The organism is Tahibacter soli (genome assembly GCF_025717065.2).
GTDB classification, from domain to species: domain Bacteria; phylum Pseudomonadota; class Gammaproteobacteria; order Xanthomonadales; family Rhodanobacteraceae; genus Tahibacter; species Tahibacter soli.
Genome location: NZ_JAOVZO020000018.1, coordinates 264996 through 286542, shown reverse-complemented (window position 1 = coordinate 286542; position 21547 = coordinate 264996). Strand labels below are relative to the sequence as shown.

21 protein-coding genes are annotated in these 21547 nt (G+C 69.0%); 10 read left to right on the top strand and 11 right to left on the bottom strand.

The window, feature by feature from the left end; genetic code table 11:
* Positions 1-51 precede the first annotated feature (51 nt).
* Both OD750_RS14805 and OD750_RS14800 read left to right on the top strand, forming a co-directional pair.
* Positions 52-1482: an MFS transporter gene (locus OD750_RS14805; RefSeq protein WP_272841994.1), complete on the top strand. Its 1431-nt coding sequence runs from the start codon at positions 52-54 to the stop codon at positions 1480-1482.
* Positions 1483-1520: 38 nt separating this feature from the next.
* Positions 1521-2183 carry a hypothetical protein gene (locus tag OD750_RS14800; RefSeq protein WP_263541456.1) on the top strand — a complete coding sequence of 221 codons (663 nt, stop codon included), beginning with the start codon at positions 1521-1523 and terminating at the stop codon, positions 2181-2183.
* A 3-nt stretch (positions 2184-2186) separates the two neighbouring features.
* Here the strand turns inward: OD750_RS14800 and OD750_RS14795 are convergent, their stop codons facing one another.
* A complete protein-coding gene (locus tag OD750_RS14795) occupies positions 2187-2858 on the bottom strand; it encodes a Bax inhibitor-1 family protein (protein ID WP_263541455.1) in 672 nt (223 codons plus the stop codon).
* A gap of 169 nt (positions 2859-3027) precedes the next feature.
* Here OD750_RS14795 and OD750_RS14790 point away from each other — a divergent pair, with 169 nt between their 5' ends.
* On the top strand, positions 3028-3546 hold the full coding sequence (locus OD750_RS14790; protein ID WP_263541454.1) for a hypothetical protein: 519 nt from the start codon (positions 3028-3030) through the stop codon (positions 3544-3546).
* Positions 3547-3695: 149 nt separating this feature from the next.
* Here the strand turns inward: OD750_RS14790 and dbpA are convergent, their stop codons facing one another.
* The 4 genes from dbpA to OD750_RS14770 all read right to left on the bottom strand — a co-directional run bounded on the left by dbpA (position 3696) and on the right by OD750_RS14770 (position 7296).
* Positions 3696-5072 carry an ATP-dependent RNA helicase DbpA gene (gene dbpA, locus OD750_RS14785; RefSeq protein ID WP_263541453.1) on the bottom strand — a complete coding sequence of 459 codons (1377 nt, stop codon included), beginning with the start codon at positions 5070-5072 and terminating at the stop codon, positions 3696-3698.
* Positions 5073-5116: 44 nt separating this feature from the next.
* Positions 5117-5824, bottom strand: a complete 708-nt coding sequence (locus OD750_RS14780) for a ParA family protein (protein ID WP_263541452.1) — start codon at positions 5822-5824, stop codon at positions 5117-5119.
* Between the two features lie 149 nt (positions 5825-5973).
* A complete protein-coding gene (locus OD750_RS14775) occupies positions 5974-6765 on the bottom strand; it encodes a hypothetical protein (protein ID WP_263541451.1) in 792 nt (263 codons plus the stop codon).
* 108 nt (positions 6766-6873) lie between these two features.
* Positions 6874-7296, bottom strand: coding sequence for a cupin domain-containing protein (locus OD750_RS14770; protein ID WP_263541450.1), 423 nt, complete (start codon positions 7294-7296; stop codon positions 6874-6876).
* Positions 7297-7358: 62 nt separating this feature from the next.
* Between OD750_RS14770 and OD750_RS14765 the strand changes: the two genes are divergently transcribed.
* Together OD750_RS14765 and OD750_RS14760 are read left to right on the top strand one after the other, a co-directional pair.
* Positions 7359-7748 (top strand): VOC family protein, encoded by a 390-nt coding sequence (locus OD750_RS14765; RefSeq protein ID WP_263541449.1) that lies wholly within the window; start codon positions 7359-7361, stop codon positions 7746-7748.
* Between the two features lie 10 nt (positions 7749-7758).
* Positions 7759-8643 (top strand): Fpg/Nei family DNA glycosylase, encoded by an 885-nt coding sequence (locus OD750_RS14760; RefSeq protein ID WP_263541448.1) that lies wholly within the window; start codon positions 7759-7761, stop codon positions 8641-8643.
* A gap of 112 nt (positions 8644-8755) precedes the next feature.
* On the opposite strand, the gene OD750_RS14755 is transcribed toward OD750_RS14760, so the two are convergent.
* Entirely contained in the window at positions 8756-11107 is a 2352-nt protein-coding gene (locus tag OD750_RS14755) for a proprotein convertase P-domain-containing protein (RefSeq protein WP_263541447.1), read from the bottom strand.
* Between the two features lie 193 nt (positions 11108-11300).
* On the opposite strand from OD750_RS14755, the gene OD750_RS14750 reads away from it, so the two are divergent.
* Both OD750_RS14750 and OD750_RS14745 read left to right on the top strand, forming a co-directional pair.
* Positions 11301-12128, top strand: coding sequence for a helix-turn-helix domain-containing protein (locus OD750_RS14750; protein WP_272841993.1), 828 nt, complete (start codon positions 11301-11303; stop codon positions 12126-12128).
* Positions 12129-12192: 64 nt separating this feature from the next.
* Positions 12193-12819 (top strand): hypothetical protein, encoded by a 627-nt coding sequence (locus tag OD750_RS14745; protein WP_263541445.1) that lies wholly within the window; start codon positions 12193-12195, stop codon positions 12817-12819.
* On the opposite strand, the gene OD750_RS14740 is transcribed toward OD750_RS14745, so the two are convergent.
* Complete coding sequence (locus OD750_RS14740) at positions 12700-13185, bottom strand: hypothetical protein (RefSeq protein WP_263541444.1); 486 nt, start codon at positions 13183-13185, stop codon at positions 12700-12702. The two genes, OD750_RS14745 and OD750_RS14740, sit on opposite strands and share 120 nt — an antisense overlap.
* A 92-nt stretch (positions 13186-13277) precedes the next feature.
* Positions 13278-13904, bottom strand: a complete 627-nt coding sequence (locus OD750_RS14735) for a short chain dehydrogenase (protein WP_263541443.1) — start codon at positions 13902-13904, stop codon at positions 13278-13280.
* Positions 13905-13980: 76 nt separating this feature from the next.
* On the opposite strand from OD750_RS14735, the gene OD750_RS14730 reads away from it, so the two are divergent.
* A complete protein-coding gene (locus OD750_RS14730) occupies positions 13981-14439 on the top strand; it encodes a GNAT family N-acetyltransferase (RefSeq protein ID WP_263541442.1) in 459 nt (152 codons plus the stop codon).
* Positions 14440-14523: 84 nt separating this feature from the next.
* Positions 14524-16776, top strand: coding sequence for an RCC1 domain-containing protein (locus OD750_RS14725; RefSeq protein ID WP_263541441.1), 2253 nt, complete (start codon positions 14524-14526; stop codon positions 16774-16776).
* 166 nt (positions 16777-16942) lie between these two features.
* Here OD750_RS14725 and gatB read toward each other — a convergent pair whose 3' ends face one another.
* Genes gatB through gatC form a run of 3 tightly spaced genes read right to left on the bottom strand, consistent with a single transcriptional unit; the run spans position 16943 to position 20150 of the window.
* Positions 16943-18394 (bottom strand): Asp-tRNA(Asn)/Glu-tRNA(Gln) amidotransferase subunit GatB, encoded by a 1452-nt coding sequence (gatB, locus tag OD750_RS14720; protein ID WP_263541440.1) that lies wholly within the window; start codon positions 18392-18394, stop codon positions 16943-16945.
* On the bottom strand, positions 18391-19833 hold the full coding sequence (gatA, locus tag OD750_RS14715) for an Asp-tRNA(Asn)/Glu-tRNA(Gln) amidotransferase subunit GatA (RefSeq protein ID WP_263541439.1): 1443 nt from the start codon (positions 19831-19833) through the stop codon (positions 18391-18393). The genes gatB and gatA overlap by 4 nt, the downstream gene beginning before the upstream one ends.
* A gap of 29 nt (positions 19834-19862) precedes the next feature.
* On the bottom strand, positions 19863-20150 hold the full coding sequence (gene gatC / locus OD750_RS14710; protein ID WP_263541438.1) for an Asp-tRNA(Asn)/Glu-tRNA(Gln) amidotransferase subunit GatC: 288 nt from the start codon (positions 20148-20150) through the stop codon (positions 19863-19865).
* A gap of 259 nt (positions 20151-20409) precedes the next feature.
* Between gatC and OD750_RS14705 the strand changes: the two genes are divergently transcribed.
* Positions 20410-21456 (top strand): rod shape-determining protein, encoded by a 1047-nt coding sequence (locus OD750_RS14705; RefSeq protein ID WP_263541437.1) that lies wholly within the window; start codon positions 20410-20412, stop codon positions 21454-21456.
* Positions 21457-21547: the final 91 nt, after the last annotated feature.

Sequence of the window (21547 nt, the reverse complement as noted above, 5' to 3'; positions counted from 1 at the left end):
GATGGCGGCGATAGCGGGGATCATAGACGGGTTTTTCCGCAAGGCCGAAACGTGAGACCCGAGCGCCTGTTGCCGCTGATCGTCGCGTGCGCGCTGTTCATCGAGAACATGGATTCGACCGCGATCTCGACGGCGCTGCCGGCGATGGCGATCGATCTCTCCACCTCTCCCGTCGCGCTGAAGCTCGCGTTGACGACCTACCTGATCGCGCTGGCCGTGTTCATTCCCGTCAGCGGCTGGATCGCCGACCGCTTCGGCGCGCGCACCACTTTCATCGTCGCGATCGCCGTGTTCCTGCTGGGCTCGATCGGCTGCGCCGCGTCGGGCTCGCTGCCGACGCTCGTCGCCGCGCGCTTCGTGCAGGGCATGGGCGGCGCGCTGATGGTGCCGGTCGGCCGGCTCGTCATTCTGCGCACGGTGCCCAAGAGCGAACTCGTCGTCGCGCTGTCGTGGCTCACGATTCCGGCGCTCGTCGGGCCGATGCTCGGGCCGCCGCTCGGCGGGTTCATCGTCACGTATTTCGACTGGCGCTGGATCTTTCTGATCAATATCCCGATGGGGCTCGTCGGCATCGCGCTCGCGCAGCGGCACATTCCGCAGCTGCGCGACGAGGCCGGCCCCCTCGACTGGACCGGCTTCGCGCTGTCGGGCGTCGGCCTCGCGCTGACGCTGTTCGGCTTCTCGACGATCGGTCGGCATCTGGTGCCGCTGCCGATCGCGCTGTCGTGCCTGGCGATCGGCCTCGTCGCGCTCGTCGCGTACGTGTTCCACGCGCGGCGGCATCCGCGACCGCTGCTCGACCTGTCGCTGTTTCGCCTCGAAACGTTTCGCGCCGGCGTCGTTGGCGGTTCGCTGTTTCGCATCGGCGTCGGCGCGACACCGTTCCTGCTGCCGTTGATGCTGCAGCTCGGCTTCGGCCTCACGCCGCTGCAGTCGGGTCTCCTCACGTTCATTTCGGCGGCCGGCGCAATGTTCATGAAAACGCTCGCGGCGACGATCCTGCGGCGCTACGGCTTCCGTCGGATACTGCTGACGAACGCGCTCGTCGCCTCCGCGCTGCTCGGCGGCTACGGCCTGTTCACCGCGCAGACGCCGCATCTCTTGATTTCCGCCGTGCTGCTCGTCGCCGGCTGCTTCCGCTCGCTGCAGTTCACGAGCCTGAACGCCATCGCGTACGCCGAAGTGGAATCGGCGCAGATGGGGCAGGCGTCGAGCCTCGCCGGCATGATGCAGCAGCTGTCGCTGAGCATGGGGGTTGCGGTCGGCGGCTACGCGCTGCAGCTCGCCGCGTTCGCGACCGGCCGCGCCGAGACCGCGGCGGAAAATTTCCAGTTTGCGTTCTTCGTCGTCGGCCTGTGTTCGGCCGCGTCGGCGTGGATGATGTGGCACCTGCCGGCCGATGCGGGCAACGAGATGTCCGGCAAGGCGAAGCCGGGCGGCGAGATCGCGGAACCGAAGGTCGAGCAGCGTCCGGCGACGTAGGCGATACTCGCGGCATCGGGAAGCGAAGGGGAGTCGCGATGCTCGACACGTTCCGCCGCGTCGCCGCGGCCACGCCGGATGCGGTCACCGCGTCGTTCTTCGTCTACACGTGGATACATCCGCTCGGCTTCGGCACGACGCTCGTCGGCGACCTGCTCGTCCTGATGCTGCTCGAATTCCTGCTCGTCCACTCCGGCGCGTTCATCGGCAGCATCGTGCTGTCGCCGACGACGTCGCGCTGGAAGAAGACGCTCGGCGTACTCGGCTTCGGCGCGTTCTACATGCTGTTCGTGCTCGGCTTCGCCTACGGCATGAACCGGCCGTGGGTGATCCACGTCTTCCTGTGGCTGCTCGTCGGACGGCTCGCGATGGTGTGGCTAGCGCCGGTGCCGCGCGACGAGGAAATCCGGCGCCAGCAGGCGCTCTGGGGCTGCGGCGCGCTGTTCTACATCCTCGGCGTGTTCGCGACCGTCATCCTGCCGGTTCCGGAGCTCGGCCTGACCGCGCAGGTGCGCGCCGAGCTCGGCATCGCGGCAACCGGCAAGGGGCTGTGGCAGCAGAAGCCGCAGACCGTGCTCGCGTTCGGCATGCTGTATTACGCGGCGATGGCTTACGTTCGCTGGAAGCTTGCCACGCCGCCGCCGAAAACGACGACACCAGCGTCGCCGCCGGTGTCGCAGTGGCCGTGGCCGAAGAAGTGACGGCTATTCGTCGTCGCCGGCGAAGAACGAGTACAGGCGCAAGAGGTGCATGAAGAGGATCGTGATGTTGACGAACTGCGACACGGCGATGTCGACGCAGTTGGCCTCGCCGTCGTGGATCATGCGGCTGGTGTCGTACAGGATGAAGCCGGACATCAGGAGCACCGACACGCCGGAAATCATGAGGCTCAGCAGCGGCATCGCGAAGAAGAGGTTGGCGATCGCCGCGACGAACACGACGACGCAGCCGACCGTCAGAAACCCGCCCATGAAGCTGAAGTCCTTGCGCGTGACGAGCGCGTAGCCCGACAGCGTGAAGAACACCAGCGCGGTCGTGCCGAGCGCGTTGAGCACGATCATGTTGCCGCCGGGCATCTTGAGGTACGCGCCGACGACCGCGCTCAGGAGGAAGCCGACGAGACCCGCCCAGCCGATCGTGGTGTAGATCGCCGCGTCGCCGCTCTTGATGCGTTCGATCAGGAACGGGCCGCCGATGAACACGACCATCAGCGCGATGGCGGTGACGAGGCTGGGCTTCAAGCCCACGGCGAGACCGATGCCGGCGCCCGCGGCGGCGACGGCCACGATGATGCCGAGCAGCGTATAGGTCTGACGCGCGATCTTGTCGGTGGTCAGGGTCTGGCGAATGATCGTTGCGGCATTCGTCGATGACATCGGGATACTCCGGTGGGCTGGGCTCCGACCTGGGGCTGGGCGGAGAGTTCCCAAGTGTCGCCTTCGCGGCGGTCGACGATCAAGGGCTCGAGGCCGATACGCGGCGGGTCGCGCGGCGGCCCGGTTTCGTGGCAGGCTCGCCGTCGCATCCGTTGCGAGGAGTTTCGCCATGCCGCGCGCCGCTTTTCTCGTTCTCGCCCTCGTCGCGGCCCCGTCCGCGCATGCCGATCTCAAGCAGGTGTCGGCCGACGGCTTCATCGTCACGCACCGCTACGACATTTCGGCGAAGCCGGCCGCCGCGTGGGCGGCGCTCGCCCAGCCGGGGCAGTGGTGGCCGAAGGACCACACCTGGTCGGGCGAGGCGAAGAACCTGAGTCTCAAGCTCGACGCCGGGTCGTGCTTCTGCGAGCGCTGGAAGGGCGGCAGCGCCGAGCACGGGCGCGTCGTGTTCGTCGAGAACGAAAAGACGGTGCGCATCGCCGGCGCGCTCGGACCGCTGCAGGCGATGGCCGTGTCGGCGGTGCTCGAGGTGTCGCTCAAGCCGAACGACGTCGGCACCGAGGCGACGGTGACGTACCGCGTCAGCGGCACGTCGGCGCACGGCTTCGACAAGTTTGCGGCGAAGGTCGACGAGGTGGTCGGGCAGCAGTTCGGGGCCTGGGCGGGGTTTGCGTCGAAGCAGCCGTAGTGTTCTCCCTCTCCCCCGACTGCCGTCGGGGGAGAGGGCCGGGGTGAGGGGGCGACACTGCGCACCTCGCCGAGCGGAACGCAGATTCCGGCGGCTCCCCTCACCCAACCCTCTCCCCCAAGCGAGCTTGGGGGAGAGGGCTCCAATCCTCAAACCAGCTTGCGCACCCGAAAACTGCGCCCCTTGATCTTCCCGGCCCGCAGCCGCTCCAGCGCCTTGTCCGCGACGCCGCGTTCGATCGCGACGTAGGCCCGCACGTCGAAGATGTCGATCTTGCCGACCACGGTGCCAGGCAGCCCGGCGCTGCCGGTCAGCGCGCCGAGGATGTCGGCCGGCCGCACCTTGTCCTTACGGCCGCCGTCGACGACGAGCGTCACCATCGGCGCGAGCGCGCCGGTGCGCAGCTTGCCCGGCGAGAGCTTCGCCGCTTCGCGCCGCGGTTCGGCGCCGAGGCGATCGACGATCGCCGCGACGCGCGACGCTTCGCGGGCCGTCGCGAGCGTCAGCGCGAGACCGCCGCTGCCGGCGCGGCCCGTGCGGCCGATGCGGTGGATGTACGTGTCGGGGTCGCTCGGCACGTCGTAGTTGACGACGGCGGCCAGCTCGCGCACGTCGAGGCCGCGCGCGGCGACGTCGGTCGCCACGAGGATCGTCGCGCTGCGGTTGGCGAAGCGCACCAGCACCTCGTCGCGGTCGCGCTGTTCGAGATCGCCGTGCAGCGCCAGCACGCTGTAGCCGCGCGCGTCGAGCGCGTCGGCGACGTCCTGCGTGTCGCGCCGCGTATTGCAGAACACCATCACCGACTCGGGCTTGTGCTGGCCGAGCAGCCACGCGAGCGCGTCGAGCTTGCTGTCCTCGTCGACGTCGACGAGACGCTGCACGATCGCGACGTCGTCGTGCGCGGCCTCGACCGTCACGTCGACCGGCTCGCGCTGATACGCGCGGCTGGCGGCGCGGATCTCGTCCGGATACGTCGCGGAGAACATCAGCGTCTGCCGCGCCTTGGGCGTCTGTCCGACGATGCCGGCGATCGCGTCGGCGAAACCCATGTCGAGCATACGGTCGGCCTCGTCGAGCACGAGCACCCGCAGGCCGGTCAGATCGAGGTTGCCGGCGTCGAGGTGTTCCTGCAGCCGGCCCGGCGTGCCGACGACGATGTGCGGCGCATGCGCGAGCGACGAGGCCTGCACGCGCAGCGGCACGCCGCCGCACAGCGTCGACAGCTTCACGTTCGGCACGAACCGCGCGAGGCGACGGATTTCCTTGCTGACCTGGTCGGCGAGCTCGCGCGTCGGGCACAGCACGAGCGCCTGCACGCCGATCTGCGCGGCGTCGATGCGTGCGACGAGCGCGAGACCGAAGGCGACGGTCTTGCCGCTGCCGGTCTTGGCCTGGGCGATCACGTCGCGGCCGTCGAGCATCGGCGGCAGCGCGTGTTCCTGCACCGGCGTCATTGTGGTGTACGAGAGCGCCTCGAGCGCCTGCTGAAGCGGCGGGGCGAGCGCAAGCGTTGAAAAATCGGGCATCGGGCGGGCCGTAAATGCGGTCGCCCGCGAAGTGGCGCAGTTTATCAGGCCGGTCTGCGCGCCGCGGCGAGCGGCGTGACGACGCCGCGCGGCGCGCGGTCGGCCGCGCGCGCTTCGAGCCATGCGGTCAGCGGCGCCCAGTCTTCGCGGTGCGCGCGCGCCTGCGCGCCGGGATCGTCGAACAGCGTCAGCCCGGCCGCGCTGTGGCCGACGTAGACCTGCGAATCGCGCACGCGCGCGATCGTGTAGCGCGCCAGGCGTTCGAGCGTGGCGTCGAGCGTGCGCGCCGAGAGCGTGCGCTCGCGCAGCCGGTTCGCCACCAGGCCGAGTCGCAGCAGGCCCTGGCGGATTTCCGGCTGCTTGCCGACGAGGTCGATGAACGCGAGCGTCGCGCGCAGGTCGATCGCCGACGGCACGACCGGAATCAGCAGCACGTCGGCATGCCGCGCGAACTGCGCGAACTCGTGCGAGCGCAGGCCGGCGGGCGTGTCGATCAGGACGATTTCGGTCGCGGTCGGCAGGCGCAGCAGCCAGCTGCCGCGCAGGCCGTGCACCGGATCTTCGCCGGCGATCGCGTGGACCGGCGGCAGATGCGCCGCGCGCAGGGCGCACCACGCGAGCGAGGAGCCTTGGGGATCGCAGTCGACGAGCGCGGTGCGCCGCCCGCTGTGGGCGAAGTAACCGGCGAGGTTCGAGGTCAGCGTCGTCTTGCCGCTGCCGCCCTTGCTGTTGGCCACCAGTACGCGAAACATGGCGATTCCCCCATCCCGGCGAACGGGATGGGGCCGATCATACGACCGGCAATGTCGACGCGCTATGACGATTGCCGCATAAAACGCTGATCGAGCGAGAAAAAGCTGAACAAAGAGGCGCGTCCCTGCGCCGGGGGATCGTCGACCGGTCAGTCGATCGGACCGGTCGTGTGCGAATACTGGGTGACGCCGCCGAAACGGCCGTATTCGCGGTAGTTCGTGCCGCGGCGTTCGAGACGGCCGCTGACGCCGTTGCCGGTGGTCTCGATTTCGCTCGCCGTGAACGTGCCGACGTCGGTTTCGTCGCAGCGGTACGTGCCGACCGCGCTGCCGAGACGGCCGTTCTGGCGATAGACGCCGGTGTAGCTGCACGCGCGCGGGGAACCGACTTCCTGCATCAGCAGCGTGTCGCCGCGGCGCTCGATGTCGAACGGTGCGAAGTAGTTCTGCACGACCGCGATCGGATTGCCTTCGACGACGCGGCGCATCGAAAAGCCGCCGAGATAGCGATAGCCGTATTCGGGCGCGGCCCAGGTCAGCCGCCGCGTCGACTGCGAGCGCTCGACGCCGTCGATCGTCGTGACGACGAGCATGCGGTCGACTTCGTGCGGTTCGAGATTGATCGTGCCGACGCGCGTCTGGCCGCGCCGCGCCGGATCGTACGGCGCGCCGTACGGCGAACCTTCGACGCGATACAGGTCGCCGCGCAGCGCCGGCTGGCCCGACGCGGTCGAGCCGTAGCGATCGAGCGCCGGCGCGACGTACCAGCGCGGCGTACCGTCGGCGCCGTAGTCGTACAGCAGCGCGTAGCCGCCGTCGCCGACGTGTTCGAGCATCACGCCGTAGCCGGGCGCGTCGGGATTCCACCAGTGGTCGTTGACGCTCGCCGCGCCGGCGAGCGGCGCGAAGACGAGCAGGGCGAGAAAACGCAGGAGACGCATGATTCGATTCCGTTCGGCGCCGCAACGGCGCGTTCGAATCTCAAGGACGGAATGGAGCGCGAATTCGCCTCACCGGCGCGGTGCGTTCGTTGCGCGTTCGCGAACGTTCTAAGGCTGTTCTTTCACCGTCAGCGGCTGCCCGGCGGTATTCGTATAGAAAACCAGGAGTCTCAGCGGCTTTTTCGGATCGAGGTTGCGTCCGTTGTGCCAGGTGTCGACCACCTCGGCGAGCGCCTGGCCCTGTTCGACGCGCCGCGTGCGGCCGTCCTTGAGCGCGACTTCGAGCGTGCCTTCGAGCACGACGCCGAACGACGGCACCGGATGCTTGTGCCAGCCGGTTTCGGCGCCCGGCGCGATTTCGATCGTCACGGCCGTCGCTTCGGCCTGCCCGGCGGGCCAGGCGAGCGGCTTGTCGTCCCAGCTCGTCGTCGACTTGAGCACCGGCGTCACCTTCAGCGTCGCGGTCGGTTCGAACGCGCTCGCGAGCGACGGGGCGAGGACGAGCAGGCAGACGGCGATCAGGCGGTTCATGCGAAGGCTCCGGGGCGGCGTGCGCCGATGGTATCGTGGCGGCCGGCAATACGGAGACCGTCATGCAGCAATCGATCGGCGCGCTGACCCTCGTCGTGCGCGACTACGACGAAGCGATCGCGTTCTACACGCAGGCGCTCGGCTTCGACCTCGTCGAAGACACCGACCGCGGCGGCGGCAAGCGCTGGGTGCTGGTCGCGCCGCGCGGCGGTACCGGCACGCGCCTGCTGCTCGCGCAGGCCGCGACGCCCGAGCAGGCCGCGCGCATCGGCGACCAGACCGGCGGCCGCGTCTTCCTGTTCCTCAACACCGACGACTTCGAGCGCGACTACGCGCGCATGACGGCCCACGGCGTGAAGTTTCGCGAGAAGCCGCGCTACGAGGATTACGGCACCGTGGCCGTGTTCGAAGATCTCTACGGCAACGCGTGGGATTTGTTGCAAATGAAATAAGGATGCGTCCGTGCCGGAACTGCCCGACATCGTCGTCTACGTCGAACATCTGGAGCGGCGCATCGTCGGGCGTGCGCTGCGCAAGGTCCTGCTCGCCAATCCGTTCGTGCTGCGCACGGTCGATCCGCCGATCGGCGACGCCGCCGGGCGCGAGGTGACCGGCGTGCGCCGGCTCGGCAAGCGCATCGTGCTGGCGCTGTCGGGCGAACGGTTCCTGGTGATCCATCTGATGATCGCCGGCCGGTTGCGCTGGCGCGACGCCGGCGGCAAGGCGCCGGGCAAGATCGCGCTGGCGAGCTTCGAATTCGACCGCGGCACGCTGTTTCTCACCGAAGCGGGCAGCAAGCGGCGCGCGTCGCTGCACTACGTGGCGGGCGAGGCGGCGCTCGCCGCGCTCGATCCGGGCGGCGTCGACGTGTTCGCGATCGACGCGGTCGCTTTCGCGCAGCGGCTGGCGCAGGGCAACCACACCATCAAGCGCGCGCTGACCGATCCGCGATTGTTCAGCGGCATCGGCAACAGCTATTCCGACGAGATCCTGCATCGCGCGCGGCTGTCGCCGTTCGCGCTCGGCGCGAAGCTCGCGCCGGCCGACGCGGAACGGCTGTACGAAGCAACGAAGCAAGTTCTTGCCGAGTGGACAACGCGGCTGCGCGACGATGCCGCAGAGGCGTTCCCGGAAAAAGTCACCGCGTTCCACGACGCGATGGCCGTGCACGGCCGCTACGGCAAGCCGTGTCCGGTCTGCGGTGCGCCGGTGCAGCGCATCGTCTACGCCGAAAACGAGGCGAACTACTGCGCGCGCTGCCAGACCGGCGGCAAGGTGCTCGCCGACCGTGCGCTGTCGCGCCTGCTGCACGACAGCTGGCCGAAGGACATCGACCAGCTGTTGTAAGGCTCGTCATCCCGGCGAGCGCCGGGATCCGGTTTTTGCTTTCGGCGCAAAGGCAAAAGCCGGATTTCCGCTTTCGCCGGAATGACGAGCGTGGTGAAGGCGCGTCTCTACCTCAGAACGTCAATCCCCAACTGTCGATCTTGCCGGTATCGGCGCTCGCGTTGTCGTTCACGCGCAGCTTCCACACACCGTTCGCCGTCACCGCCGAGGCGTTCACCGTGAACGTCTGGATGATGTTGTCGGTGCCGCCGCCGGTACGATTCCACAGGTTGAACAACGTGCCGTTCGGCGCGACGAGGTCGACCTTCAGATCGCCGATGTACGTGTGCTTGATGTCGACGGCGACCTGCAACGCCGCCGGCGCGTTGCCGGCGATGCCGCTGACCGTGATCGAGCTTTCGACCGTCGCGTTGTCGGTGATCGCGACGTCCGTCGCGTTCGAGAACGTGCCGCCGCCGCCGCCGGTCGTGTAGCTGCCGGTCAGCGTCACGCCCGAATACGCCGCGTAGCCGCGCAGCATCACGTAGTACGTGCCGGCCTGCGCCGTCGCGATATTGCAGGTTTCGGCGTTGCCCGACGTATACGGACGGCAGTCGTACGTGCTCGTCGTCGGCGCCGCGCCGAAGCGCACGTACATGTCCACGTCGCCGCTGCCGCCGGCGGTCGTGAACGTGAGGTTGCTCGCGCCGGCCGGCACGACGAGCGTCCACGTCTGCTCGCTGTTCAGCGCGCCGGAGATGCCGGTGACCGGCACGCCGTTCGTCAGCACGTTGCCGCCGCCGCCGCCCGACACGGTCACCGATTTCGTCGCGCTGTTGGTCGCGCCGCCGTTGTCGGTCACGGTCAGCGTGACGCTGTAGGTGCCGGACGCGCCGTAGGTCTTGGTCGGATTGGTCGCGGTCGACGTGGTGCCGTCGCCGAATGCCCAGCTGCGCGACGCGATCGTGCCGTCGCTGTCGCTCGACGTGTCGGTGAACGTCGCGGTCAGCGCGCTCGTGGTGAAGCTGAAGTTCGCGGTCGGCGGCGTGTTGCCGGGGCCGCCGGTGTTGTCGAGGCCGTCGAGCGTCTGCGCGCCGGTGCTGCCCGGGTCGAGCCAGTTCGACAGGCGTGTCGCGTTGGAGCCGCCGCCGGCCCACGACACCGAGACGCGGCCGTAGTAGTCGCGCTTGTTCGCGTCGGTCGCGCTGCATGACGACGGGCCGCCGTGGAGCTGGCCGATCACGCGCTTTTCCGGGCTGTACAACGGCGAGCCGGACGAGCCGCCCTCGGTCACGCCGATACCGGGCCGCCACTTCACCTGCACGTGCGTACCGTCGCCGGGTTCGGCGGTCGAGTTGTAGCTCGTCGTCGCGGTGGACGTCGTCGACAGGCTGATACGCTTTTCGGCCGTCGCCGGATGGTGGATGCCGAACGCGGACGGGAAGTTCTGGCTGCGGCGATCCCAGCCGTTCCAGAACAGGTTGTGCGCCGGGTTCGGCGCGTCGTCGAGTTCGACCAGCGTGAAGTCGGACGGCGTGTTGGCGGCGCGGAAGATCGCGCCGGTCTGGAACTGGCCCATCGTGCCGTTGCCGGCCGCGCCGCTCGCGGCGCTGCCGACCGGGCGGCAGAACGAGTTCTGGAAGTTCCAGTAGACGACGAGCGACGCGGCGTTGCCGGAGTTGATGCCGCAGTGCGCCGCGGTCAAAAAGTACATCTTGCGATCTTGCGCGGTATTGTTGAGCAGGCTGCCCGTGCAGAACGTGCTGCCGCCGGTGGAGTACACGGCGACGGCGCGGATCTGGTCGCGGTACGGATCGCCTTCGGGACAGACCACGTCGACGTTGCACGAGCCCGACACGTCGCCGACGTCGGCCGGCGTGACGCCGGTCGCGATTTCGGCGGCGACGCGGCCGAAGCCGCGATAGTCGTGGTTGACCGAAGTGAGTTCCAGCACGAGTTCGCCGGTGCGCTCGCGCGGCACCACGGCTTCGACGACGATGTCGTCGCTCATGACGATCGGCGTCCACAACTGGCCGTGCGGCGCGTTGTCCGCGTCCGAGAATTCGCGCACGAGGGTCGGGTCGGCGTTGCGCTGCATGCCGGCCGGATAGACGAGCAGGCGACCGCCGGCCGGCATGTGGTATTGCGTGAAGCCGAGGTTGATCGAGTGAGCGCCCGGCGAGGTGATGCGCAGGCGCCAGATGCGGTGCCCGGCGTCGAGGTCTTCCCAGGTACCGGATTTTTCCGGGTTCAGCGCAACTGCGATCGGCACGGCGAAACGCGGGGGCAACGCGCCGCGCGCGCGTCGCGCGTCGTCGTTGCGCAGCGCCTGCAGGTCGACCGCGGGCATCACCTGGCGGTCGACGCGATCGAGCGAGGCGAGCGAGTTTTCGAAAGCGGCGGGCGCCGCGGCGAGCGCGAGCAGCGGCGCCGCGGCGAGACCGAAGGCCAGTGCGAGCCGGCCGAAACGTGACAAGGTACTCATCTATAGTTCTCCACGCGAGTTCAGGGGATGGCGAACGCTCGGAGGATCGGCGCTGCGACAGGGGGACGCAGCCGCGGTACTATCGACCGTGCCGGGGGTACGTCTTGACGGGTTCCGACACCAGGGCTGTCGGATGGGTGAGGTGACGGATCGCGCGCGGCGCGGTGCGACGACACGACGGGAGCGTGTTGCGATGACCTCGATTTTTTCCGGTCCCGACGCGGGGGCGTCGCGAGACCGAGGCTTTGCGGCGCCGGTACTGCCGGTGCCGATGTCGTCGGTTTCGTGGTCGATGCATACGGCCTCGGCCGTGGCCGAGCGCCTGTTCGACTGCGCGCAGGACACGCTGTTCTTCGTCAAGAATCGCGATGCGCGCTACGTCGCGGTGAACCGCACGCTGGTCGAGCGGTGCGGTGCGCGTGCCAAGAGCGACCTCATCGGCCGCACCGCGCGCGACCTGTTTCCGAGCGCGTTCGGCGCGGCGTGCTACGCGCAGGATCTCGCGGTGCTCGACGACGGCGTGGAACTGCACGACCGCCTGCAGCAGCTGCCGCACGCCGACGGCGGCGCGAGCTGGTGCGTTTCGTACAAATTTCCGCTTCTGGAAGAAGGCCGCGTCGTCGGCCTGTGCGGCATCTGCAAGCTGATCGCGGCGGTCGACGCCGGTGCCGACGGCTACGCGAACGTCGCGCGCGCGCTCGACTTCATTCGCCAGCATTACGCCGAACCGATACGCATCGACGCGCTCGCGCGCGTCGCCGGCCTCGGCACGCGCCGGCTCGAACGCCTGCTCAAGCGATTGTTCGACCGCACGCCGATGCAGCTCGTCGCCAATACGCGCGCCGAAGCGGCCGCGCGCCTGCTCGTGCGGCGCGATGTCGGGCTCGCGCAGGTCGCGGCGGTCTGCGGCTACAGCGACCAGAGCGCGTTCACGCGGCAGTTCAAGGCCGTCACCGGTGCGACGCCGGCGGCGTACCGCGCGAGCCGGATCGCAACCGCCGCCGCGCGGGAGCGCGGCTGACGGCCATCCGCCCGCCGCGGTTTGGGGCATGATCGGTCTTGCGTCTTTCGCGCAGGACGATCGCATGAACCGACCGCTGTTTCTCGCCGTGCCCGTACTGATGCTGCTCGACTACGCGCTGACGATCGCCGGCGCGCGCCTGCATGCCGGCGGCTACGCGCGGCATTTCGAGATCGAACACTACGAGCTCAATCCGCTGTGGCAGGGCGCGGTCGCGACGCGGCGCTGGTTCAATCCCCGGCATCTGGCGATCGTCGCGGCGTTCACGGCGATCTTCGTCGCGCTCGACGCTTTCCTGCCGCTGCGCTATGCGTCGCTGACCGATTTCTTCATCGGCGCGTTGCTGACGATGTTCGGCGCGGTCAACGCGCGGCACCTCGCGAACATCGCGCTGTTCGCGTACGTGCGCGCGCATCCGGACGAGCTGTCGGGCAGCGTGCGCATGAGCCATCTGCTCGTGCTGTGGATGTCGGCGACGCAGACTTTCGTCGTGCTCGCGCCGATAGCGATCGTCGCGTGGCAGTCGCGCGGCCACTTCGCGCTCGGCGCGTTCGCCGGCGCGGTGGCGTATCTACTCGTGCATCTCGTGTGGTACCGGCGTGCGCGCCAGGCGTTCGAGCGTCAGCGCGATCACGGGGCCGAGCACGAACCAGTGCACGAGCGCGTTGGTGACCGAACCGAGCGACCATGACAGCTTGAACGGCGGCGCGGCCGACAGCGGCAGCACGACGAAATTCATCGTGAGCCAGATGCCGACGCCGAAGACGACGCCCCCGACGAACGCGCGCTCGACGAGAAAGCGCCAGCGCCGGCTGGCCGCGTAATAGATGCCGGCGGCGACGATCAGAATGAAGTAGTGCGCCGCAAACCCGAGCGCGCCGCTCGCCGCGCCGCCGTCGAACGACGCGGTGCCGAGCAAGCCCGACGCGATCGTCTGGAGAATCCGCAGCGGCGGCACGCCGCTGTTGAAAAAGTGAAAACTGCACGCGTAGACGATGTCGATCGTCGCGCTGAGCGCGCCTGCGGCAAGAACGGGAACGAGCGGCGAACGTTTCATGACGGTCCTCGGTGAGCCGTCGCGCACGATAGCGAAAGCCGCGTTGCCGGCGCCGGCATCGCGGCGTAACCGCAGGCGTTGCAACGTCGAGGCTAGAACACGCGGTAGACCTGCCCGGTTTCGGCGCCCTCGACGCTGCGGCCGTAGGCGAGCGCCGCGCGCGCGACCGGCACCGGTTCGAAGCCGCGGAAGAACGGGGCATAGTCCGGCATCGACTCGGCGAACACGTTCGGGCTCACGAGGTTGATGCGCAGGCCGCGCGGCAGCTCGATCGCGGCGGCCTTCACGAACGACTCTAGCGCGCCGTTGACCATCGAGGCCGACGTGCCGCTGCGGATGAACCGCTCGGCGAGGATGCCGCCGATCAGCGTGATCGAGCCGCCGTCGGCGAGATGCCCGCGACCGGCGAGTACGAGGTTCACCTGGCCCATCAGCTTGTCGTCGAGACCGCTCGCGTACAGTTCCGCGGTCATGTCGGCGAGCGGCTTGAACGGCACCTTGCCGGCGGTGCAGACGATCGCGTCGAGGCGGCCGATTTTCTCCAGCGCGGCGCGAATGCTTGCCGGATCGGTCAGGTCGATGCGCACGTCGCCTTCGGTGCGCGAGGCGGCGATCACGTCGTGACGCTGCGCGAGTTCGGCGACGACGGCGCGGCCGAGCGTGCCGCCCGCGCCGACGACGAGGACGCGCGGCAGGGACGTTGCGGAAGTCGGAGTCATGCGATTCTCCCCGGAGTGCGGATGGTATTGTGCGTCGTCGGGGCGCGCACGCGCAGATGAAGCCGGAGGTTCACGCATGACCGAACTGCGCCTGCGCCGCGCGCGCCGCGCCGATCTCGTCGATCTCCTGCGCATCATCGCCGACAACGATGTCGCGCGGGCGCGCGGCACGTACGTCGTCGAGGAAACGCCGGCCGTCGTCGCCGCATTCGACGCGATCATGGCGAGCACCGACAACGAACTGTGGGTCGGCGAACTCGACAGCGCCGTCGCGGCGACCGCGCAGCTCACCTTTCTGCCCGGCCTCGCGCACGGCGGCGCGTGGCGCGCGATCGTCGAATCGGTCCATGTGCGCGGCGATCTGCGCGGTCTCGGGCTTGGCGGGCAATTGATGGCCGCGATGATCGAGCGCGCACGCGAACGCGGCGCGGCAACGATCTCGCTGACGTCGGACCGGCGTCGCGTCGACGCCCATCGCTTCTACGAACGGCTCGGTTTCGCCGCGAGCCACATCGGCATGAAGCGAGCGCTGTGATCCGTTCCGAGCGGTTTGTCCGTTCGCCTTGCAATAATGCGTTTCGAAATCGAAAGCGGCGCCGTGCCGCGCCGGAGCCTGCCGATGTTCTCGCCCACCGCTAGCCGCCTGTGTCTCGTTGCGCCATGGGTGTGGTTCGCCGCGCAAGCCAGTGCGCAGGACGTGCTCGTGCCGCTCGCCGGCGCGACGACGGTCGCGTCCGGCTTCGGGCATTCGTGCGCGCTCAAGGCCGACGGCGCGGTGATGTGCTGGGGCCGCAACGCGGACGGTCAGCTCGGCACCGGCGACTACTGGTCGACCGCGACGCCGGTTCCCGTGCGCGGCCTGCCCGGCGCGGCGAGCGCGATCGCGACCGGCAAGACGCACAGCTGCGCGATCGTGTCCGGCGCGGTGTGGTGCTGGGGCGCGAATTTGTCCGGCGAGCTCGGCAGCGGCATCGGTACCGGCGACACGGCGGTGCCGGTGGCCGTGTCCGGATTGCCGCCCGGCGCGACGGCGATTGCCGCCGGCGATACGTTCACCTGCGCCGTCGTTGCCGGCGCGGCCTGGTGCTGGGGCGACAACACGCTCGGCAGCCTCGGCGACGGTTCGGGCGTGGGCGGGCCGGCGCCGGTGGCGGTCAGCGGACTCGGCGCCGGCGTCACGCAGATTTCGGCCGGCGTCTTCCACGCCTGCGCGATCGCCGGCGGCGCCGCGAAATGCTGGGGCAACAACGGTTCGGGTCAGGTCGGCAACGGCGTTACCGGCGGATTCGAGCCGACGCCGGTGCAGGTGGTCGGGCTTGCCGCGGGTGTCGTGTCGATCAGCGCGTCCGCCATTCACAGTTGTGCCGTTGCTGCCGGCGGCGTAGTCAAATGCTGGGGCAGCAACGGCAACGGGCAGCTCGGCACCGACGCCGTTTCGAGCAGCAACGTGCCGGTCGACGCGACCGGCCTGACCGCGCCGGCGCGCACCGTCGTGACCGGCGCGCTGCACACCTGCGTCGTCGGCACGGACGATACGTCGCGCTGCTGGGGCAGCAACCTGTACAGCCAGCTCGGCGACGGCGAAGGGCCGGACAGCAACGTCGCCATCGTGTCGCCGGGACTCGCCGGCAATGCGCAGAACGTCTCGTCGCACGGCTACCACACGTGCGTCCTGCGCACCGGCGGCGGCGTGTGGTGCTGGGGTTTCAATGCCTACGGCCAGGCCGGCGACGGTTCGCGAGAGTGGCGCACGCAACCCGTGGCCGTCGCGGTGACCGACGTCGGCGCGCTCGCGGCCGGCGCGGCGCATACGTGCGCGGTCGTCGGCGGCGGCGTGTCGTGCTGGGGATTCAACGGCGAAGGCGCGGTCGGCACCGGCCGGGCTTCCCTCTCGGTGCCCTTGCCGTTCGCCATTCCCCAGTTGTCGATCGGCGCGACGGCCGTGGCCGCCGGCTACGATCACAGCTGCGCGGTCGTCAACGGCGGCGTGTGGTGCTGGGGCAACAACGAAAAAGGCCAGCTGGGCGACGGCACCAACAACAATGCCGACGAACCCGTTGCGGTGAAGGGGCTCGCGAGCGGCGTCACGCGTATCGAAGCCGGCGGCAACCGCAGCTGCGCCGTGCAAAACGGCGACGTGCTGTGTTGGGGGTACAACGCGAACGGCGAGCTGGCGAACGGCACCACCGTCGATACGAATTCGCCGTTGCCGGCGGTCGGGCTCGACGGCACGATCGACTCGCTGTCGCTCGGACCGAATCACGGCTGCGCCGTCGTCAACGGCGCGGCGAAATGCTGGGGACTCAACGACTCGGGGCAGCTCGGCAACGGTGCGGGTTCGGGCTTTACCGCGACGCCGATTCCCGTGCAGGGACTCGCGAGCGGCGTGACGGCGATCTCCGCCGGCTATTCGCATTCATGCGCGATCGTCGGCGGCGCGGCGAAGTGCTGGGGCTACGACGGCTACGGCCAGCTCGGTAACGGCATCCTCAACGACACGCAGCTGACGCCGTCCGCGGTGACCGGGCTCGACGCCGGCGTCACCGCGATCGCGGCCGGCGACGACGCGACCTGCGCGGTCCACGACGGCTCGGTGTTGTGCTGGGGCGGAGACTACGAGGGCGACCTCGGCAACGGCGGTACGCCGCGGACGATGCGGCTGGTGCCGACATGGGTGATCGGCCTTGCCAATCGCGCCGGTGGTCTGGTCGCGATCAACGGCACGCATGCCTGCGCGACGACGACCGGCGGCGGCCTGAGCTGCTGGGGCGACGACCTGCTCGGCCCTCTGGGCATCGGCCGCCAGGTGATCGTCGGCACGCCCGGCACGGTCGTGCTCGACGATCGGATCTTCGGCAACGGCGTCGACTAGTGGCCTGTAGCAGATGAATCGGAAGAGGTATCGCGAAGGACGCATCGTGCAGGACGCCGCTGCGGAGCGAAGCCAATAGCACCGCTATTGGCTGAGTGAGCAGCCAGTACTGCGCGGCCAGGACGAGCGAGCTACTTTCGATTCATCTGTTACGGGCCACTGGCCGCTACGCGGTTTCCAGGCCGATCTTCTCGCGCAGCAGCGCGTTGAGCTGCTGCGGATTCGCCTGCCCGCGCGTGCGCTTCATCACCTGCCCGACGAAGAAGGGGAACAGTTTTTCCTGTCCGCCACGGCACGCGTCGCGCTGCTGCGGAAACTCGCGCAGCACTTCGTCGATGACGGCCGCCAGCGCGCCGGTGTCGGAAATCTGCCGCAGTCCGCGCGCCTCGATGATCGCGTCGGCGCCGCCTTCGCCGTTCCACATTGCGGCGAAAACTTCTTTGGCGATTTTTCCCGAAATCACGCCTTCGCGCAGGCGCGCGAGCAGCGTCGCCAGCGCCGCGGCGTCGACGCGCGCCGCTTCGATCGGCGTCTGCGCCTCGTTCAATGCCGCGGCGAGTTCGCCGAGCACCCAGTTCGCCGCGAGCTTGGCCTCGCCCGGCAGCGCCGAAAGCACCGCCTCGAAATAGTCGGCGGTCGCCTTGTCGGCGCACAGCTGGTCGGCGTCGGCTTCGGGCAGCGCCAGCGCCGCGACGTAGCGCGCGCGGCGCGCGCCGGGCAGTTCGGGCATGCTCGCGCGTTCGCGCTCGATGTCCGCGCTCGTCACCACGAGCGGCGGCAGGTCGGGATCGGGGAAATAGCGGTAGTCGTCGGCCGATTCCTTCGTGCGCATCGTGCGCGTCTGATGGCGCGTCGGGTCGTACAGGCGCGTCTCCTGCACGATCGTCTCGCCGTTCTCGATCGCGCGGATCTGGCGCTCGATTTCGTACTCGATCGCCTTTTCGACGAAACGGAACGAGTTGACGTTCTTGATTTCGGTGCGCGTGCCGAGCGTCGTCGTGCCGGCCGGCCGCACCGACACGTTGCAGTCGCAGCGGAACGAGCCCTCCTGCATGTTGCCGTCGCAGATGCCGAGCCAGCGCACGAGCGTGTGCACCGTGCGCATGTACGCCACGGCCTCGGCGGCCGAATGCATCACCGGCGCCGACACGATTTCGAGCAGCGGCACGCCGGCGCGGTTGAGATCGATGCCGGTTTCGGCGTGGAACGCGTCGTGCACCGACTTGCCGGCGTCTTCCTCAAGGTGCGCGCGTTCGATCGCGACCGCGATGGTGCGGCCGTCGTCCACGCGCACGGCGAGCGTGCCGCGTCCGACGATCGGCAGTTCGTACTGGCTGATCTGGTAGCCTTTGGGCAAATCGGGATAAAAATAATTCTTGCGCGCGAACACCGACGTCGACGCGATCTGTCCGTCGATCGCGAGGCCGAAGCGGATCGCCTTCGCGATCGCGGCGCGGTTCGGCACGGGCAGCGTGCCGGGCAGCGCGACGTCCACCGCCGACGCCTGCGTGTTCGGCTCGGCGCCGTAGGCGGTCGGCGCGCCGGAAAACAGCTTGCTCGCGGTGCTGAGCTGGGCGTGGATCTCCAGCCCGATCACGGCTTCCCAGGCGCGGCTCATGCGTAGCCCTCCGGCCGGCGTGCGTGCCAGTCCGTGACCTGCTGCAAACGGTGCGAGACGTTCAGCAGCCGCGCCTCGGCGAACGCCGGTGCGACGAGCTGCAGGCCGACCGGCAGGCCGCCGACGAAACCGGCCGGCGTCGAAATCGCCGGCAGGCCGGCGAGGTTGACGGCGACGGTGTTGACGTCGGCCGCGTACATCGCGATCGCGTCGTTCGACTTCTCGCCGAGACGGAACGCCGTCGTCGGCGCGGTGGGGCCGGCGATCAGGTCGACGTCGCCGAACGCCTGCGCGAAATCGCCGGCGATCAGGCGCCGTACCTTTTGCGCACGAAGGTAATACGCATCGTAGTAGCCGGCCGACAGCACATACGTGCCGACGAGGATGCGGCGCTTGACCTCGGCGCCGAAGCTTTCGGCGCGGCTGCGGCTGTACAGGTCGTCGAGCGACTTCGGCTGCGCGGCGCGATGGCCGTAGCGCACGCCGTCGTAGCGCGCGAGATTGCTCGACGCCTCGGCCGGCGCGATGACGTAGTACGCGGCGATCGCGTGATGTGCGTTCGGCAGGCTCACGTCGACGAGCGTCGCGCCGAGCTTTTCGAGTTCGGCGAGCGCCTCGCGCACGCACGCGGCGACGCCGTCGTCGACGCCGGCGCCGAAGTATTCGCGCGCCACGCCGATGCGCAGACCGGCGAGCGGGGCGTCGAGCGATGCCGCGACGTCGTCGACCGCCCGCGCCGCACTGGTTGCGTCGCGCGGATCGTGTCCCGCGATCGCGGCGAACACGTGCGCGCAGTCGGCGGCCGAACGCGCCAGCACGCCGCCGCAGTCGAGGCTCGATGCGTAGGCGATCATGCCGTAGCGAGAGACGCGGCCGTAGGTCGGTTTGAGGCCGGTGACGCCGCAGAACGCGGCCGGCTGGCGGATCGAACCGCCGGTGTCCGTGCCCGTCGCGAACGGCACGATGCCGGCGGCGACGGCGGCGGCCGAACCGCCGGACGAGCCGCCCGGCACGCGCGCTTCGTCCCACGGATTCTTCACCGCGCCGAACGCGCTGTTCTCGTTCGACGAACCCATCGCGAATTCGTCCATGTTCGTCTTGCCGATCGACACCGCGCCGGCCGCGTCGAGGCGCTCGGCGACGTGCGCGTCGTACGGCGCGATGAAGTTTTCCAGCACGTGCGAGGCGCAGGTCGTGCGCTGCCCCTTCGTACAGAAAATATCCTTGTGCGCAAAGGGGATGCCGGCGAGCGGTCCGCGCGCGTTGCCGGCGCGCTCCGCGGCGGCGAGCGCGCGTTCCGGATCGACGCCGATGAACGCGTTCAGGTGCGCGTGCCGCCGCGCGTTGGCGAGCGCGCGTTCGGCGAGATCGCGCGCGCTGACCCGGCGCGCGGCGAGATCGGCCGCGAGCGCGTCGATCGAAGCGAACGGCGCGCTCATTCGATCGCTCGAACTCATCGAATCGGCGCTCATTCGATCACCTTGGGCACGAGGTAGTAGCCGCCCTGCGATTCGGGCGCGAGCGCGAGCAGCGTTTCGCTGCGATCGGTCTCGGTCACGGCGTCGTCGCGCAGCGTCACGGTCACGTCGAGCGGGTGCGCGAGCGGATTCAGCCCTTCCACGTTCGCCGTCTGCAGTTCGTCGAAAAGATGCAGGACCTGCGTCAGGTCGGCGCTGACGGCGTCGAGCTCGCCGTCGGGCAGCGCGAGCCGCGCGAGCCGGGCGATATGGCGGACGGTGGCGTGATCGAGATTCATGGCGGAATGGTTAACTGAACGAGCCGTGACGGTAGCACGGCGCTGCAGCGCACCAAAGGACATATGGGGTTGTGGCAAATTTATGGCCGAGCGGGGCAAAAATGCTTTCTTAACTTGAGCTTAGCTTGCGCCGCCAAGGCCACGTCACTAGACTAGCCGCCCTTCCGCGGCCTTCCCGAGGCGCGTCGGACAGTCTCGCGAGTCCCGGCCCTTTCGGCGCCGGGGACTCATTCCACGTAACGCCGGCTCCTGGGCGACCATGTTCAAAAGCATTCGCGGTTGGTTTTCCAACGATCTTTCGATCGACCTCGGCACCGCCAACACCCTCATCTACGTGCGCGGCCAGGGCATCATTCTCAACGAACCGTCGGTCGTGGCGATCCGCCAGGATCGCGGTCCCGGCGGTCCGCGCAGCGTCGCTGCGGTCGGTACCGACGCCAAGCGCATGCTCGGCCGCACGCCGGGATCGATCGTCGCGATCCGTCCGATGAAGGACGGCGTCATCGCCGACTTCACGATGACCGAGGCGATGCTGCAGTACTTCATCAAGCAGGTGCACAAGTCGCGCGTGCTGCGGCCGAGTCCGCGCGTGCTGATCTGCGTGCCGTGCGGGTCGACGCAGGTCGAACGCCGCGCGATCAAGGAATCGGCCGAAGGCGCCGGCGCCCGCGACGTGTTTCTGATCGAAGAACCGATGGCCGCCGCGATCGGCGCCGGCATCCCGGTGCACGAGGCGCGCGGTTCGATGGTGCTCGACATCGGCGGCGGCACGTCCGAAGTCGCCGTCATTTCGTTGAACGGCATCGTCTACTCGCAGTCGGTGCGCATCGGCGGCGACCGCTTCGACGAGTCGATCGTCAACTACGTGCGCCGCAACCACGGCACCCTGATCGGCGAGGCGACGGCCGAGCGCATCAAGATCGAAGTCGGCTGCGCCTATCCGCAGAGCGAAGTGCGCGAGATCGAAGTGTCGGGCCGCAACCTCGCCGAGGGCGTGCCGCGCATGTTCACGATCAACTCGAACGAAGTGCTCGAAGCGCTGCACGAGCCGCTCGCCGGCATCGTCTCGGCGGTGCGCAGCGCGCTCGAGCAGACGCCGCCGGAACTGTGCTCCGACGTCGCCGAACGCGGCATCGTGCTGACCGGCGGCGGCGCGCTGCTGCGCGATCTCGACCGCCTGATTTCCGAGGAAACCGGCCTGCACGTGCAGGTGGCCGACGAACCGCTGACGTGCGTGGCGCGCGGCGGCGGTCGCGCCCTCGATCTGATCGATCAGCACGGCAGCGATTTCTTCGCGGCGGAATAACCCTCGACGTCGTCCCGGCCGACGCTGGGAACGCGCTTCGCAAGGCGTCAGAATCCACGTTTGGACCCCGGCGCACGCCGGGGTGACGCGC

Coding starts and splice junctions, on each gene's coding strand:
- OD750_RS14730 (WP_263541442.1), top strand. CDS start 13,981: ATGACCGAACTGCGCCTGCGCCGCGCGCGCCGCGCCGATCTCGTCGAT.
- gatC (WP_263541438.1), bottom strand. CDS start 20,150: ATGAATCTCGATCACGCCACCGTCCGCCATATCGCCCGGCTCGCGCGG.
- OD750_RS14795 (WP_263541455.1), bottom strand. CDS start 2,858: ATGTCATCGACGAATGCCGCAACGATCATTCGCCAGACCCTGACCACC.
- OD750_RS14725 (WP_263541441.1), top strand. CDS start 14,524: ATGTTCTCGCCCACCGCTAGCCGCCTGTGTCTCGTTGCGCCATGGGTG.
- OD750_RS14750 (WP_272841993.1), top strand. CDS start 11,301: ATGACCTCGATTTTTTCCGGTCCCGACGCGGGGGCGTCGCGAGACCGA.
- OD750_RS14740 (WP_263541444.1), bottom strand. CDS start 13,185: ATGAAACGTTCGCCGCTCGTTCCCGTTCTTGCCGCAGGCGCGCTCAGC.
- OD750_RS14765 (WP_263541449.1), top strand. CDS start 7,359: ATGCAGCAATCGATCGGCGCGCTGACCCTCGTCGTGCGCGACTACGAC.
- OD750_RS14780 (WP_263541452.1), bottom strand. CDS start 5,824: ATGTTTCGCGTACTGGTGGCCAACAGCAAGGGCGGCAGCGGCAAGACG.
- OD750_RS14800 (WP_263541456.1), top strand. CDS start 1,521: ATGCTCGACACGTTCCGCCGCGTCGCCGCGGCCACGCCGGATGCGGTC.
- OD750_RS14705 (WP_263541437.1), top strand. CDS start 20,410: ATGTTCAAAAGCATTCGCGGTTGGTTTTCCAACGATCTTTCGATCGAC.
- OD750_RS14790 (WP_263541454.1), top strand. CDS start 3,028: ATGCCGCGCGCCGCTTTTCTCGTTCTCGCCCTCGTCGCGGCCCCGTCC.
- OD750_RS14775 (WP_263541451.1), bottom strand. CDS start 6,765: ATGCGTCTCCTGCGTTTTCTCGCCCTGCTCGTCTTCGCGCCGCTCGCC.
- gatA (WP_263541439.1), bottom strand. CDS start 19,833: ATGAGCGCGCCGTTCGCTTCGATCGACGCGCTCGCGGCCGATCTCGCC.
- OD750_RS14745 (WP_263541445.1), top strand. CDS start 12,193: ATGAACCGACCGCTGTTTCTCGCCGTGCCCGTACTGATGCTGCTCGAC.
- gatB (WP_263541440.1), bottom strand. CDS start 18,394: ATGAGCCGCGCCTGGGAAGCCGTGATCGGGCTGGAGATCCACGCCCAG.
- dbpA (WP_263541453.1), bottom strand. CDS start 5,072: ATGCCCGATTTTTCAACGCTTGCGCTCGCCCCGCCGCTTCAGCAGGCG.
- OD750_RS14755 (WP_263541447.1), bottom strand. CDS start 11,107: ATGAGTACCTTGTCACGTTTCGGCCGGCTCGCACTGGCCTTCGGTCTC.
- OD750_RS14735 (WP_263541443.1), bottom strand. CDS start 13,904: ATGACTCCGACTTCCGCAACGTCCCTGCCGCGCGTCCTCGTCGTCGGC.
- OD750_RS14770 (WP_263541450.1), bottom strand. CDS start 7,296: ATGAACCGCCTGATCGCCGTCTGCCTGCTCGTCCTCGCCCCGTCGCTC.